The organism is Photobacterium sp. 270122K (assembly GCF_059941365.1).
Window position 1 is genome coordinate 1 of sequence record NZ_JBPOEN010000003.1, and the last position, 14,420, is coordinate 14,420.

Annotated in this window: 15 protein-coding genes, 1 tRNA gene and 1 pseudogene; 14 read left to right on the forward strand and 3 right to left on the reverse strand. The window is 44.6% G+C overall.

Translation table 11 applies throughout. The features are described 5' to 3' along the window. Positions 1-420 (forward strand): hypothetical protein (locus ACSF8W_RS06025; RefSeq protein WP_500845943.1); only part of this gene is annotated, 420 nt, incomplete at its 5' end. A gap of 268 nt (positions 421-688) precedes the next feature. Here the strand turns inward: ACSF8W_RS06025 and ACSF8W_RS06030 are convergent. Continuing rightward, positions 689-835, reverse strand: a pseudogene (locus ACSF8W_RS06030) (IS91 family transposase); the annotation flags it as partial. Positions 836-1,195: 360 nt separating this feature from the next. On the opposite strand from ACSF8W_RS06030, the gene ACSF8W_RS06035 reads away from it, so the two are divergent. The 3 genes from ACSF8W_RS06035 to ACSF8W_RS06045 all read left to right on the forward strand — a co-directional run bounded on the left by ACSF8W_RS06035 (position 1,196) and on the right by ACSF8W_RS06045 (position 3,436). Then, positions 1,196-1,684: a DUF4760 domain-containing protein gene (locus tag ACSF8W_RS06035; protein WP_500845944.1), complete on the forward strand. Its 489-nt coding sequence runs from the start codon at positions 1,196-1,198 to the stop codon at positions 1,682-1,684. 128 nt (positions 1,685-1,812) lie between these two features. Then, a protein-coding gene (locus tag ACSF8W_RS06040) for an IS3 family transposase (RefSeq protein ID WP_500845946.1) occupies positions 1,813-2,975 on the forward strand; the annotation gives its coding sequence in 2 pieces (ribosomal slippage) (positions 1,813-2,068 and positions 2,068-2,975; 1,164 coding nt in all). Between the two features lie 197 nt (positions 2,976-3,172). After that, the gene (locus ACSF8W_RS06045; protein ID WP_500845948.1) at positions 3,173-3,436 is read left to right on the forward strand and encodes a hypothetical protein; all 264 of its coding nucleotides are present in this window, start codon (positions 3,173-3,175) and stop codon (positions 3,434-3,436) included. Positions 3,437-3,953: 517 nt separating this feature from the next. Here the strand turns inward: ACSF8W_RS06045 and ACSF8W_RS06050 are convergent. Further along, positions 3,954-4,232, reverse strand: coding sequence for a type II toxin-antitoxin system RelE/ParE family toxin (locus ACSF8W_RS06050; RefSeq protein ID WP_500845949.1), 279 nt, complete (start codon positions 4,230-4,232; stop codon positions 3,954-3,956). Further along, entirely contained in the window at positions 4,229-4,513 is a 285-nt protein-coding gene (locus ACSF8W_RS06055; protein ID WP_005398409.1) for a type II toxin-antitoxin system TacA family antitoxin, read from the reverse strand. Before ACSF8W_RS06055 ends, ACSF8W_RS06050 begins: the two co-directional genes overlap by 4 nt. A gap of 124 nt (positions 4,514-4,637) precedes the next feature. Between ACSF8W_RS06055 and ACSF8W_RS06060 the strand changes: the two genes are divergently transcribed. From ACSF8W_RS06060 to ACSF8W_RS06105, 10 genes are all read left to right on the forward strand, one after another. Then, entirely contained in the window at positions 4,638-5,039 is a 402-nt protein-coding gene (locus tag ACSF8W_RS06060) for a putative signal transducing protein (protein WP_500845962.1), read from the forward strand. 298 nt (positions 5,040-5,337) lie between these two features. Next, positions 5,338-6,060 (forward strand): hypothetical protein, encoded by a 723-nt coding sequence (locus ACSF8W_RS06065; RefSeq protein WP_500845964.1) that lies wholly within the window; start codon positions 5,338-5,340, stop codon positions 6,058-6,060. Between the two features lie 415 nt (positions 6,061-6,475). Next, positions 6,476-6,955: a DUF1097 domain-containing protein gene (locus ACSF8W_RS06070; RefSeq protein ID WP_500845965.1), complete on the forward strand. Its 480-nt coding sequence runs from the start codon at positions 6,476-6,478 to the stop codon at positions 6,953-6,955. A 350-nt stretch (positions 6,956-7,305) separates the two neighbouring features. Beyond that, the gene (locus tag ACSF8W_RS06075; protein WP_500845967.1) at positions 7,306-7,815 is read left to right on the forward strand and encodes a ClbS/DfsB family four-helix bundle protein; all 510 of its coding nucleotides are present in this window, start codon (positions 7,306-7,308) and stop codon (positions 7,813-7,815) included. A 127-nt stretch (positions 7,816-7,942) separates the two neighbouring features. After that, positions 7,943-8,566: an HAD family hydrolase gene (locus ACSF8W_RS06080; protein ID WP_500845968.1), complete on the forward strand. Its 624-nt coding sequence runs from the start codon at positions 7,943-7,945 to the stop codon at positions 8,564-8,566. A gap of 18 nt (positions 8,567-8,584) precedes the next feature. After that, positions 8,585-8,968: an SMU1112c/YaeR family gloxylase I-like metalloprotein gene (gloA2, locus tag ACSF8W_RS06085; protein ID WP_500846669.1), complete on the forward strand. Its 384-nt coding sequence runs from the start codon at positions 8,585-8,587 to the stop codon at positions 8,966-8,968. A gap of 139 nt (positions 8,969-9,107) precedes the next feature. After that, on the forward strand, positions 9,108-9,914 hold the full coding sequence (gene mtnN / locus ACSF8W_RS06090; protein WP_500845970.1) for a 5'-methylthioadenosine/S-adenosylhomocysteine nucleosidase: 807 nt from the start codon (positions 9,108-9,110) through the stop codon (positions 9,912-9,914). Positions 9,915-10,214: 300 nt separating this feature from the next. Beyond that, positions 10,215-11,453, forward strand: coding sequence for a hypothetical protein (locus ACSF8W_RS06095; protein WP_500845971.1), 1,239 nt, complete (start codon positions 10,215-10,217; stop codon positions 11,451-11,453). A gap of 247 nt (positions 11,454-11,700) precedes the next feature. After that, on the forward strand, positions 11,701-13,875 hold the full coding sequence (katG, locus tag ACSF8W_RS06100) for a catalase/peroxidase HPI (RefSeq protein ID WP_500845972.1): 2,175 nt from the start codon (positions 11,701-11,703) through the stop codon (positions 13,873-13,875). 342 nt (positions 13,876-14,217) lie between these two features. Continuing rightward, positions 14,218-14,308 (forward strand) — tRNA-Ser (locus tag ACSF8W_RS06105). Positions 14,309-14,420 lie beyond the last annotated feature (112 nt).

Genomic DNA, 14,420 nt, shown 5'->3' on the forward strand with positions numbered 1-14,420 from the left:
TACGTTTCGGAGGGAAATATGCCTAAGTATTTAGTTTCTAACATTGCGGATCGGCGCCATGCGAAGATATATGGCGCGGGTGCATTCTTTGACTTAGAAAGCTCTCAACATGGCTGGGAGGAATATAGCCAAGTTCAAGTTGGTGATAGTGTTTATGTAATAAACAAAAATAGAAACATAGCTGTGGAATACAAAGTAACAGAAATTAAAGATAATCTGTTGCTAGAAGCAGATCCAGTTTGGGGGCATAAAGTTATTGCAATGCAAGGTGGCAACACGCGTGTATTGTTTGGAAAGCCATTAAACCGTATCGACCAAGAATACTCTTCATTTGTTAAACAGAACAAAGTCAGTAACAGCAAAATAAACAACGAAACAGGGTTGATGCTACAAGGTTTTAACTGCGCAGCCTTTGAGTAAACGTATAACAAATAAGGATTAAGGTGTTGCGCAGCCAACACTAAATCCCGGGTGTTGAACAAGCCCGACGCCTCTTTATAAAGTAAATTGTGCGATCTGGTTTGAAGGGGGCATCGCTCTGCCTCTTTTCTCAAGACGAGCGATGCCAAGATAATACTTTGAATGCCGTATTATCAGTGAGTTAGCTGTTTTCACTGTCTCTTGGCTGTCATCTCTCCTCTGCGCTACTTACCATTGCACCATTATCCTTATTCTGTTCGCCTTTCGGCTATCTCGGTCGGCTGACGCCCACACAGGCCATCTCATGTTGACAGCAGGGACAGACACGAACGGCTTTGGCTTTGGTTATCGGCACCGTCGGTGGCGTGGAATAAAACAGACCCAGCAACAGCAGTTGATTACGTACACGCAGCGCTTTAGTTCGCCGAGTTTGGTCAGTTCACGCGGCCAATAATAGGAAGCGCCACAGGTTTCAATACCAATGAGGGCTGGCGAGATATTTGCAAATGTTGCAAGAACTTTAGATCTTCCCCTGAATTTATAGAAAGAGAAGGCTTTTGTGGATCAGTACCTTTGCCTGCCATATCTTCGCCATGGATACTGAAGCTATGTTTGGCAAGATCAATGCATAGATTGAAAGTGATAGGGTGGCCTCCGAGATTTTATCGAACCTGACTCATCAAGTGTGGCAGAGCCGGATGAGGGGGAGTTCATGTCATTCGTTAGTTTTGTATGGGTTATTGGAGTTATAAAAGGAAGTTTTTAGGGAGTTGAAATGGAAAGCTATTTGGCAATATTGTTATCTGCTGGCTTTGCCACTACTGTTGGTACAGCTGCAATTATTATTAACTATCGAATAAATAGGAAAAATCGTCGTATAAACAATACATTACAGTTATCTAGAGACTATTATCAAGACCAAGATTTTGCGGATAGAAGAATGTATATGTGGGAGAAATTCACTGATCTTCCCAAATCTCATTATGATTGGGAAGAGCTTGTTCAACAATTTGTTCACGGGGTGAAAAGCGACGAGTTAAAAAACATTTCTGCCGATGATCTTGCAACGTTAAACCGGGTGGCTGCTTTTTATAAGATGGTCGCTGCCATGGTAAGAAATAAAGAAGTTGACACGGTGCTATTGAAAGATCTGTTCTCATATAATTACAACCGTTTTTGGCAACCTATTAGAGATAAGTTTGAAAGCAATACTGTTCGAGATGATAGAGAATTATTTGTGAGGATACCGGAGTTAGAAAACTAACACATATGAGCCTTTGGGGTGTCAAGGGGTAAAGCGATCCTCCTTGGCTGCGTAGCAGCTGTAGTGGTTTAATGATCCCGGACACCATTTTAGGTGGTAAAGTTACCGCCTAGTTTTAGAGGTGTTTCATGACAAAACAACGTCGTACTTTTTCTGCTGAATTTAAACTTGAAGCTGCCAGTCTGGTTCTGGATGAAGGCTACACGTTTGCGGAGGCTTGCCGCTCACTGGATGTGAGTGAAAATGTCCTCCGTCGATGGGTAAACCAGTTAAAAATGGAACGTGAAGGCCAAACGCCATCAAGCAAAGCACTAACCCCTGAGCAACAAAAAATTCAAGAGCTTGAAGCGCGTATTAACCGTCTTGAACGGGAAAAGTCGATATTAAAAAAGGCTACAGCTCTTTTGATGGCGGACGAGATAGAACGTATTCGCTGATAGACCAGTTGAAAGAGCAAGAACCCGTTGAATTGGTCTGTTCCGTTTTCGGTATCTCATCTTCAAGCTATTACGAGTATCTGCAACGTCACCGAGCTATAGATGTTGAGCGTATTGAATTACGCAGTGAAATCAAACGACTTTTTACTGAAAGCCGTGGTTCGGCGGGCAGTCGTACACTCATGATGATGATGCGTGATAACGGCTACAGCATTGGACGGTTTAAAGTTCGACGCTTAATGCAAGAAGCGGAGCTAACAAGTAAACAGCCTGGCGCACACAAATATAAACCGACAGCTCATGAGCGACCAGATATCCCAAATCATCTAAACCGAGAGTTCGATGTAAGTGGCCCTAATCAAGTGTGGTGTGGCGACATCACTTACATTTGGGCTGGCTCTAAATGGTGCTACCTCGCTGTTATTATTGATTTGTATACACGCTGTGTTGTGGGATGGGCGATGTCGGCCCATCCAGATGCTGCATTGGTTATTAAAGCACTGGATCGGGCTTACGAACTTAGGGGCAAGCCTAAAAATCTTCTGTTCCACTCAGATCAAGGTTCACAGTATGCCAGTCGATTATTCCGCCAGCGGCTGTGGCGATATCGAATCAAGCAAAGTATGAGCCGTCGTGGTAATTGCTGGGATAATGCACCAATGGAACGTTTATTCAGAAGCCTGAAATCGGAATGGGTTCCTGAAACCGGATACATGACAATGACAGATGCCTCAAAGGATATCAGTTATTACTTGATGGACTATTACAATTGGCAGCGGCCACACAGTCACAATGATGGTGTGCCGCCAGCGAAAGCTGAAAAACAAACTAATTTACTGTCCGGAAATGGTTGACCACTACAAGCCAATCTGAAGCTATGTTTGGCTGAATCGGTGCCATAGATTGAAAGTGATAGGGTGGCTTCCAAGATTTTATCGAAACTGTCTCATCTAATGTGGTAGAGCAAGATGAGGGGGATCCATGTCATTCGTTAGGTTTCCGGGTACCCACGCCGATGGAAGATGTTTCAAATACAGATAAGGAGAATACAATGAGCAAGGAAAAGCTAGTTTTAGTGGTCGTACTAACTTCAGAGAAATTGGTTTACACATTCAGTAGCGATGCGTATGAAAATTTAAACCATGCGCAGCGCCTAAGTCGTTTTAAAAGCAATCGCTTGGGCAAGTTCTCAAACTTAAAACCGTTTTTAGAGCGTATCGAACATCTAGAGCTTTTCGCATTTTATACGTCACACACAAAGAAAGAAATTGCTGAAGAGTGGATAAGTAATGGTTATAAGTTATTGAATAAATAGTAGATGTTTGCGGTGTAAACCTAACAAATAAGGATTAAGGTGTTGCGCAGCCAACACTAAATCCCGGGTGTTGAACAAGCCCGATGCTTCTTTATAGAGTAAATTGTGCGATTGGGTTTGGTGGGAACATCGTTCAGTCTTTTTCTCAAGACGAGCGATGCCGAGATAAGCACGTGAATGTCGACTTATCAATGAGTTAGCTGTTTTGCTGTCTCATGGCTGCCATCTCTCCTCTGCGCTGCTGTTATTGCACTACCACAGGCTTCCATTCCGATGATAGCGGGCGATAGGTGTGCAAACGTTACAAGAACCTTAGATCACGCTATTTTTTTGTGGATCAGTACCTTGCCTGTTGCATCTTCGCCATGGATACTGAAGCTATGTTTGGCTAAATCGATGCCATAGAGTGAAAGTGACATGGTGACCTCCGAACATATATCGTGTTTGACTCTTCAAGTGTGGCAGAGTCTGGATGAGGGGGAGTCCATGTCATTCGTTAGTTCCCCAGAGGAAGCAATCAATCCGTAGGGAATTTTTGTTTCTGGTGGAGTACACGCATAACTCGGATGATATCGCCCTCTACCCAGTAAGAGATAATCATCGAAATCTCAGGAATAATGAGTAATCGTCCGCGGATGCCATTTCGTTGTACACCCATTAAAGGTTGTTCAAGCAAGTTTTCTACTTTTGCTTCAATGAGGTTGTCAGTTTTTTCTGCCGCATCAGGGTTGAAGTCATAGAGAAACTCGAAGATCTTTTCACGATCATTAAGTGACTCTTCTTCCCATAAAATCATTGCTTACCTCGATTACGGATTCTGGCTTTGCGCTCTTCCATTCGAGATTTAGCAGTTTGGTGCTCAACGAAAACGGACTTTCCTGAGTCAAACTTCTCAAATGCTAGGTTTACTTGTTCAGTTAGCCATGCATCGTGAGACAATGTTTTTCTTTGTTGTTCAGCGAGTTGCTCAGTAAGTTCACGGCATGCATCACTCAGAGTGCGACCTTGGCTCTCAGCCATTTGTTGAGCTAGGCGTTTTGTTTCTTCATCAACACGAAATTGAATTCTAGTATCCATGACGTAATCCTCTGTTGGTGTGTGTACAAATGTTAGCACTAGCCTTTGAGATGGGCAACGAACAAACGACTATGGCGTCAATCGCTAATTTCTGGCTATGTTTTCGTCCCAAGAGGAGTAACCTGTGATTGTTGTTGCCCGATTTTATTTCCCTCATGAAGCACATATTGCGAAAGCCAGCCTAGATGGTGCAGGCATAGACAGTTACATCGCAGATGAGCACACGGTGAATACCCAGTGGCTATATTCTGATGCAATGGGAGGCGTGCGACTGATGGTGGCAGAAGGTGACTTAGACGCGGCCACACAAATACTCAACGGCGACTTTTCAGCATCGTTGGAGAATGAGGCTGTTGTTGGCGAGTCACTGGATACTTGTCCAAACTGTGGAAGTCGTGACTTGTCGGCCCATACAAAAGGTAAACGACCCGCTTTCTTGGTGTTTATTTTTCTTGGCTTTCCATTGTTCTTTTACAAGCATGGGTACAAATGCAACCGCTGTGGGGCGTTCAGTGAAAAGCTGTAATTCGATACTAACGACTATTACATCGCTTGCTTGTCTTTATAACGTTTACTTTCGTGATTGATTGCAGTGCAATGTCAATGAGAACTGATGGGATGTATGCAAACGTTACAAGAACGTTAGATCACTATCTGAATTTACATAAATAAAGTCCTTCTGTATATCAAAGTAATAAACAAACAGTGATAGGGTAGAATGAATAGCATTCTTATACAAATCCACCAAGTGTGGCTGAGTTGGATGAGAGTTGGTATATAGAATTAATTTTTACCATATTGTATTTGAGCGAATAGGAACGATAATGAAAAAAATAATAAATATTTTGGGTGTTATTGTACCAACTACTATCGTAACTTGGTATACAATATTTGGAATGTTCAATATTGATATCGTTGACTTTCTTCAACAGTCTATAGGTGGTGGTGTTGGCACTTATAGAGCATTTATAGCTTTAGTTTATGTAGTTCTATTTCTTACATTGGTTAACATTGGTAAAACAGCTGTATCAGGAGAGCTAAGTAAAGGTAAAGTGAAGTTTTTCTATATATCAGCAATACTTGGCTTTTTTGCTTTCCCAATTTTGGGCAGTGAGTTTAACGCGCCAAAATTCACGTTTGCTCCATTTATTAATGCTGAGTCGGAATATAAGTACGGTAGTGTTATGAAGCAGTCTGGAATTGAGTTTAAGCTAAATTCTTGTTCTAGGTCAGGGACTAAAATTTCTTGTTCAATGGGAGTGTATAACTTAGGTGAGGATATGTATTTTTCTAGAGGCCACAAATCTCATTTAATAGATAGTGAAGGTAATAATGCAGAAGTGACAGAATTTCTCTCTGGTACACAATCGTATGATAACTTATATATAGGTTCTATTTCGGTTCCAGTTGATACTAAGGCTACCATAAATATGGCATTTGAAACAACTGAAGTTAGTTCGGCTAAAATAATTAGAGCCTTATACTTGAAACTACGATTTGATGGAAAAGATAGAACCATTGTTTTTAGAAACGTATCCATTTCGTAGTTGACACAGATTCATGTTATTCAGAATAACTTTAAATTTAATCTTCATTCGATTAGCTTATTTATATAAGCAAGTAGACATGACGGTTTTCTTTAGCGCGTTTACCATTAATATGCGTTATTGTCGCTGTGCATATGCCGCTATGGAAAATCATGTGTCTGGCATTTTGTCTATGAGTAAAGATTAATCTAGACATAGGGAGAGAGAATGATGGTATCTGCTTGAGAAAGATCACAAATGCCACATTTCAGCGTGAAAATCATGCAATGAAATGATCTCTTGTGTGATCAAGATCACCGAAGTGTTAACCCTACATGGCCTAGTATTGGCTGCTTGATTTCAATTTATGAAAGCAGCTCTCGAACCCAGCGCTTAAATTCAGCGGGTGCGAGACTGGCAAGCGGGTGAGCATACCATGACAACTCTTTTAGCTATCTCCATTACGACGGGCATTCTCTCTGGTGTGTGGGGCTGGATCGCGATATCCCTGGGTCTGCTCTCTTGGGCGGGCTTTCTTGGCTGCACCAGTTACTTTGCCTCCCCGACAAGTGGCTTAAAAGGTTTGGCAATCAGCCTAATCACTAACATGTCTGGTGTGTTTTGGGCCATGGTGATCATCTACGGGTCCACCTACGCAGGGTTAGAGATCCTAGGCTATGTCATTACGGCGATTGTGGCATTCTTTATGTGTATTCAAGCCAAGCAAGCATGGTTAGCATTCATCCCGGGTACCTTCATTGGCTCATGCGCCACGTTTGCAGCGGATGGGAATTGGCAGCTTGTGGTTCCGTCTCTGATCTTAGGTGGCGTATTTGGTTATCTGATGAAAGCCACCGGTCTGTGGTTGCAGGCAAAAACTGCCGCGACGTCTTCGGTGGTCGAGCAGACACAGTAAGACTTTTATTCTTGCCGAGTGTTCGTTTTTTTCCCGTATCTCATCCCCAATACCACCTCTCAGTATTCACCGGTTATGCCCATACCTATTGATGGGCATTTCTTACAGCGAAAGCCCTACACCGCATCCTTTGTCCATGATTAGGGCGGGATATTTGCAACTGTTGCAAGAACGTTTGATCGCCCCCTGAGTTTTCATAAAGATAATGATTTTGTGATTCAGTGCATTGCTAGCCAGATCGTCCCCATGGATACTGAGTGAGTGATTTTTGTTCAATTTTATTCCTTTGTCGATGCGAACCGTTCGCCATGGTGGGGCTCTCCCCACAAGCCATTTTAATGGAGAGAGATATGTCTTCCGTACCCCAAAACAAGGATGAATTGGCATTAGCCATTAATACAATATTTCCCAAATTAATGGCGGATTATCGCGCTATTCCGGCCGATCTCGCGCGTCAGCCGGGTGTAGAAGGAAACGTTAAAGGTACGCTTATTAGTGTGAGTGACACCGCCGCATATTTGATCGGTTGGGGAAAACTCGTGCTTAAATGGCATCATCGAAAAGCCAATAATCAGCACGTGGATTTTCCTGAAACGGGGTACAAGTGGAATCAGCTAGGATCACTCGCCGGAAGTTTTCATCAAGCTTACCGTGACTGGGAATATGAAGCGTTGCTTGCTGAACTTGAATCGACGGTGAGCGACATACAGTTACTGATTGCCCGTTTAAGTGACGATGAATTATACGGTGTGGCATGGTACGAGCAATGGACGCTAGGGCGCATGATTCAATTTAATACGTCATCACCAATGAAAAACATGCGCACCAAAGTGCGGCGATTTTATCGGACATGTTGCTAATCCTTTGTCTATTGTCTCTTGATTTGCCTATTGATGCTGAGGCGTAATCTTGGTGGCATGCCAGTATTTTTCCCAATCGTAATGTGTTTTGATGTAATGCGAATTATCACAAGTAAAGGATGACACCATGGCAGCAGGTCCGATTAAACAGGTGGTTTTTGATATTGGTAACGTGGTGGTGCGCTGGTCGCCCTTGGAGATTGCACGCCTCACGTTCGGTGACACAGACTACGCACAGGTGGAAGCTAAGGCGCGGACGATTTTCCAATCCGATACCTGGCTGAACCTCAATAAAGGCCTGATTACCGAGGCAGAGGCCAAAGCGCAGTATCAGCAGGATCTTGGGTTTTCCGCACTGGATGCCGACCGGCTGTTTTATTACGTGAAGCATACCCAATTGCTGATTTATGGCACGGTGGATTTGATTGAACGGGTGAAAGCGGCGGGGTGCGGCGTGTATGCCTTAACCGATAACGTGCATGATATTGTGGCGCATTTAAAAGCGACGTACACCTTCTGGCCGTTATTTGATGGCGCGACCGTGTCAGCAGAAGAAGGCGTATTGAAGCCTCAGCCTGAGATTTATCATGCCTTGCTGTCTGATTATCATTTAGTCCCCGCAGAAACCGTGTTTATTGATGACATGCCGCATAACGTACAAGGCGCAGAAGCGGTGGGCATGGCTGCGATTCAGTTTGCCAACGCTGCCCAATGTGAAGCAGATTTAAAGGCATTGGGATTGGTCTTTTAGGGAAGGAGTCGTTAGGTGTTGTTAGAAAGTATTCATCACGTTGCGATCATTTGTTCGGATTATTCGCGATCGAAAGTGTTCTATACCGAGGTATTAGGGTTGAAAGTGATTGCGGAGACGTACCGCGAGAGCAGGCAGTCCTACAAGTTGGATTTGGCGCTGCCTAATGGCCATCAAATTGAACTATTTTCTTTTCCCGAACCGCCTAAGCGTGTGTCTCAACCGGAAGCGCAAGGGTTAAGGCATCTGGCCTTTGTGGTGAAGTCCGTGGAAGCTGTGGCTGCGTATTTGCAGGCGCAAGGCATTGCGGTCGAGCCTATCCGTACCGATGAGCTGACTGGCAAGCGATTCACGTTTTTTAGCGATCCAGATGGTTTACCGCTGGAGTTGTACGAAGGCTAACGCGTAGGTAGATTCACGTCATTGCTGAATTTCATGCTGAGTAAGCGTGATATTTTGGCGAAAAATAACGTAACACGATTGACGCAAACGTTTGCTATCGGTAAATTACGCATTCTTTTTTATTGATAAGTATGTCGTTATGTTTATGCGCTTGATTGCTCTTGCCCCTGTTGTTGTGTCTTTTTCAGTTTTTGCTGCCCCGCAACCTATCTTGGTACAGGGTGCGATGGACATTGAAACCAGCACGCTTGTTGCAGCACTGAAAGAATCTAAGGAAACGACAGTCGGTTCTTGGACGTTTTGGCAAGGTGAAATCGACGGCTATCCGGTTGTCGTTTCTCGCACGGAAGTCGGCCTAGCAAACGCGGCGGCTTCCACCACGATCGGTATTGAGCATTTCAATCCAAAATACATCATCAACCAAGGCACGTCTGGCGGGCATGATCCGAAACTGTACCGTGGTGATATTGTGGTGGGTGAGGCTAGCTTCAACATGGGTGCGTACAAAACGTCCTTTAAAGAAAAAGGCCAGGGTATCGACCCGACCCAATGGCAAAATTTCGACGTAACCATGCGATTACGTGAAAAGGGTGAGTTTGTTGAATACCCACAATTTAAAGCGGATGAGAAACTGGTTAATATCGCTTACTCGCAGGCAGACGTTTACAAAAAGGGTAACGTTGTTAAAGGCTTGATTGGTTCAGCAGACGAATGGAACCGAGAAGTTGACCGTATCAACTGGTTCCACAACACGCTAGGCACGTCTGTTGAAGAGATGGAAACGTCAGCGGCAGCGTTGGTGGCACAAGCGTATAAAGTGCCCTTTGTCGGTATCCGTGTTCTTTCTAATACCGATCAACACAAGCAAGATTTTGATCCACAGACAGCCGTTGATTGTCAGCTGTATACCTTAGATGTGGTAAAGGCGTTGATCAAAAAGCAATAATCCCCGTTAATACATAGAATAAAGAGGTGTGACAGCCTCTTTTTTATCCCGCATATATTTATCAATAGAATGACCAGTAATTCGCACTTATTCTTTTCGCCCTGCCTGTACCAACTTGTTCTTTTGTGTTTCCGTGGCTTCAAAGTTATTGATGATATACACACTGTGTTTCATTATTTTTCAATCTATCTCGCACTCAAGATATTGAAGGATTGAGCTCGCTTTGCCGGGCGTATCCAATCCGGCATAGTGAAAATGGATCAATCTGTGAAACAACAATAATAATATAAGGATGTAACAATGAACAATCGATTCAAACTTAAAAGAATATGTTGTCACCTCAGTACATTTTTTTTACTTACAGTAAGCAGTTCTGCTGCCGCATTCTATGATGCATACCCTGAAAGTGAAGGGCCTTATGTTAGTGGGCCTGCATCTGAAAGTTTGCAATGGCAAGGCGAAGATTTTTCAAGCTACTCTGATGGACAGCAGTTAGAGTGCTCAAATGATAAAAGCTCCATCCCCCATTTTGATGTAACGTCTGGATGTTTAGCGTCCAAATATGTAGACGGTTTGAAGCAAGGCTGGACTGACGATAAAGTATTCCGTGTAGTCTCAATCAGTAAAGATCACAATGGTAACGAAATAAAGTATACCGACCAAATGAATCAATATCGCGCGTATATTAAAACGTGGAAAAACGGGTCTTCTATTCCAGCATGGTCGGGTTTACATGCTTTTGCGCGTTACCAAACCTCTGATGATTTATATGTGGCCTCTGTTCGTTATGACGGTAACGTAACCATTAAAGTGAAATACCAAGGGAAATATACGACCCTTGCACAAACTAAATTAACGAATGGTGCGAGGAGTTACTTGGACAAAGATGGAAAACTAGCGGCGGGTCAATGGTATACTATTAACTTTTCGGCAGTGGAAAATACATTGACTCTGACTCTGGATGGCACAGAGATATTATCAGTAAATAATGCGCTATTAGCCGAGGGAACGACGGGTATTCGTACTGATTATCTATCGGCTTATCTTGATGATTGGCAGTTATTGCCTGGGGATTCAACAGACATTGATCCACCTACCGATCCTGACATACCTACCGATCCCGAAACGCCGGATCCTGTCATTGAATTTGTTCCTGGCCAAACGAAAGCTAACAATGGTGATATTTACTCGTTTAATCATCAATGCTTTGAAGCGAAAAACAGCCCGGGTAGTTGGGAGACACCTAAAGAAGGCTCATGGTTTTGGGACGTTGTTGACTGTGTGACTGACCCTTCAATACCGACTGACCCAGATGTGCCGACAGACCCCGAAACGCCGGATCCTGTCATTGAGTTTGTTCCCGGCGTCACAGAAGTCGAAAATGGTGATGTGGTTAGCTATAAAGACAGTTGTTATCAAGCCAAAAATAACCCGGGACGCTGGGAAACACCGAGTGCGAGCTCATGGTTTTGGGGTGTGGTGATTTGTCCATCATCTACGACCATACAGGGTGTACACACCCTCCATTTGTATGATTAATTACTTTTACCTATCAATCTAATAGGAAATAACGCGTTTTCTCTTGATAAGACGAGGCGTATTGTTCACTCCATAAAGACGAAGTTGTCACAGTATTGGTTGCATTTTTAGCATATAAATGTTGCAAATTAATCTATCAATAATCGCAATAAATCGGCTTCGACTAACCCAATCAAAAGAATAAGCGAAATTTTACTTTGTGTGTATTTCGCTGAATAAATCCCCAAAATAAGGGAATGGAGTGAACATGAACCAACATAACAATAACACAGGCGGCAAATGTCCTGTCATGCACGGTGCAATGACTTCCTCTGAAACATCCAATGTTGCATGGTGGCCCAATGCGCTAAACCTCGACATTCTTCACCAGCACGATACCAAAACCAATCCCCTAGGCGCTGACTTTAACTACCGCGAAGAAGTACAAAAGTTAGATGTAGAAGCGCTTAAAGAAGACATGAAAGCGCTAATGACCAACAGCCAAGAATGGTGGCCAGCAGACTGGGGTCACTACGGCGGTTTGATGGTGCGTATGGCATGGCACTCAGCCGGTTCTTACCGTACATATGATGGTCGTGGTGGTGCAAACACCGGTAACCAACGTTTTGCGCCATTGAACTCATGGCCTGATAACGCGAACTTGGATAAAGCGCGTCGTCTGCTTTGGCCGATCAAGCAAAAATACGGCAACAAAATCAGCTGGGCTGATTTGATCGTACTAGCGGGTACCATTGCGTATGAATCAATGGGTCTGAAAACCTTCGGCTTCGGCTTTGGTCGTGAAGATATCTGGGCACCAGAAAAAGACGTGTACTGGGGTTCTGAAAAACAATGGCTAGCCACCAGCGATGCAGAAAACAGCCGTTACTCCAATGGCCGTGATCTTGAAGATCCATTGGCAGCGGTAATGATGGGCCTTATCTACGTGAACCCAGAAGGTGTTGACGGTAACCCAGACCCGCTAAAAACCGCGGAAGACATGCGCGTTACCTTTGCTCGTATGGGTATGAATGACGAAGAAACCGTCGCATTGACTGCCGGTGGTCACACCGTGGGTAAAGCACACGGTAACGGTAATGCGGCAAATCTGGGTAAAGACCCAGAAGGCGCAGACGTAACAGAGCAAGGCCTAGGCTGGAACAACCATACTTCTCGCGGTATTGGCCGTGATACGGTTACCAGTGGTATTGAAGGCGCATGGACAACCAACCCAACACAATGGGACAACGGCTTCTTTGAGATGCTACTGAACCACGACTGGCAGTTGACTAAGAGCCCAGCGGGTGCATGGCAGTGGGAACCGGTGTCTATCGAAGAGCAAGACAAGCCTGCTGACGTAGAAGATGCAAGCTTGCGTTGTAACCCAATGATGACCGACGCGGATATGGCTCTGAAAATGGACCCAGACTACCGCGTGATCTCAGAGCGTTTCTACAACGATCCTGATCACTTCTCTGATATTTTTGCGCGTGCTTGGTTCAAACTGACTCACCGTGATATGGGCCCTAAAGCACGTTACTTGGGTCCAGACGTACCGGCTGAAGAGCTAATCTGGCAAGATCCTGTTCCTGCTGGCCGTACCGATTACGATGTAGCGGCGGTGAAAGCGAAAATTGCCTCAACCGATCTTAGCGTCAGTGACTTGGTATCGACCGCTTGGGACAGTGCCCGTACATACCGTGGTTCAGATAAACGCGGTGGCGCAAACGGCGCACGTATTCGCCTTGCCCCACAAAATGAATGGGCAGGTAACGAGCCAGAAAAACTCGCTCGTGTCTTGTCTGTACTGGAAGGCATTGCCGCTGAAAGTAACGTCAGCGTTGCCGATGTGATTGTACTGGCCGGTAACCTGGGTGTGGAATTGGCCGCGAAAGAAGCGGGCTTTGACATCAACGTACCGTTTGCCCCAGGCCGTGGTGATGCGACGGCAGAGCAAACAGATGTTGAATCGTTTGACGTGCTAGAACCCCTGGATGATGGCTTCCGTAATTGGCAGAAACAACACTTCGTATCGGCACCAGAAGAAATGCTGTTAGACCATGCACAATTGTTGGGCCTAACTGCCCCTGAAATGACGGTTCTGTTGGGTGGCATGCGTGTAATGGGCGCGAACTTCGGCAACAGCCAACACGGTGTCTTCACAGACCGTGTGGGTGCATTGACGAATGACTTCTTCGTGAACCTGACTGATATGAACTACAACTGGAAACCAACCGGCCGTAATTCTTACGACATCGTTTCTCGTCAAACTGGTGACGTAAAATGGACTGCCACTCGCGTTGACTTGGTGTTCGGTTCTAACTCAGTGCTGCGTGCTTACGCAGAAGTGTACGCACAGAACGACAACAAAGAGAAATTCGTGAAAGACTTTGTTGCCGCGTGGACCAAAGTGATGAATGCAGACCGCTTTGATCTAGTATAATCATCCCCAAACTAAACCCCGTACTGGCCTTGCCATTGCGGGGTTTGTTTTATTCTGATGAAGGATTGCATTATGAGTGTCGAGGAGCTCATAAAACTATTGGTCGCCAATGGTTGGATTCTAATGAGCATCAATGGGCGATTTAAAGAGTTTGAACATGCGACCACACATCAAACCCTGAAGATTGCGATGAAACCCATCTGAATTCATCGCAATCTTCGGTAATTGTTAAGCGATTTGATGCAAAGTGTGCCGATGTGTGGGTTATGCGCGCAGTCGGTAGCGTAAACAAAGAAAAAGACTTTACCTACTAAGCGGTAACCCGTATTATCGCCGCACTCAGGAGAGATGGCTGAGTGGTTTAAAGCACCGGTCTTGAAAACCGGCGTGGGTTTATAGCCCACCTAGGGTTCAAATCCCTATCTCTCCGCCACATTCTAAAGGCCAGCAGAAATGCTGGCCTTTTTCGTATGTCTTGAACTTGGCCTTGTCAAACGAAATAGAGATGATGACTTTCGTCACTGTTATCGTGAATGACCAGCATT

Excerpts from the sequence above, each read along its gene's own strand:
- ACSF8W_RS06050 (WP_500845949.1), bottom strand. The coding sequence starts at position 4,232 with ATGATTTTATGGGAAGAAGAGTCACTTAATGATCGTGAAAAGATCTTC.
- katG (WP_500845972.1), top strand. The coding sequence starts at position 11,701 with ATGAACCAACATAACAATAACACAGGCGGCAAATGTCCTGTCATGCAC.
- ACSF8W_RS06070 (WP_500845965.1), top strand. The coding sequence starts at position 6,476 with ATGACAACTCTTTTAGCTATCTCCATTACGACGGGCATTCTCTCTGGT.
- ACSF8W_RS06075 (WP_500845967.1), top strand. The coding sequence starts at position 7,306 with ATGTCTTCCGTACCCCAAAACAAGGATGAATTGGCATTAGCCATTAAT.
- ACSF8W_RS06055 (WP_005398409.1), bottom strand. The coding sequence starts at position 4,513 with ATGGATACTAGAATTCAATTTCGTGTTGATGAAGAAACAAAACGCCTA.
- ACSF8W_RS06035 (WP_500845944.1), top strand. The coding sequence starts at position 1,196 with ATGGAAAGCTATTTGGCAATATTGTTATCTGCTGGCTTTGCCACTACT.
- mtnN (WP_500845970.1), top strand. The coding sequence starts at position 9,108 with ATGTTTATGCGCTTGATTGCTCTTGCCCCTGTTGTTGTGTCTTTTTCA.
- ACSF8W_RS06045 (WP_500845948.1), top strand. The coding sequence starts at position 3,173 with ATGAGCAAGGAAAAGCTAGTTTTAGTGGTCGTACTAACTTCAGAGAAA.
- ACSF8W_RS06080 (WP_500845968.1), top strand. The coding sequence starts at position 7,943 with ATGGCAGCAGGTCCGATTAAACAGGTGGTTTTTGATATTGGTAACGTG.
- ACSF8W_RS06065 (WP_500845964.1), top strand. The coding sequence starts at position 5,338 with ATGAAAAAAATAATAAATATTTTGGGTGTTATTGTACCAACTACTATC.
- ACSF8W_RS06095 (WP_500845971.1), top strand. The coding sequence starts at position 10,215 with ATGAACAATCGATTCAAACTTAAAAGAATATGTTGTCACCTCAGTACA.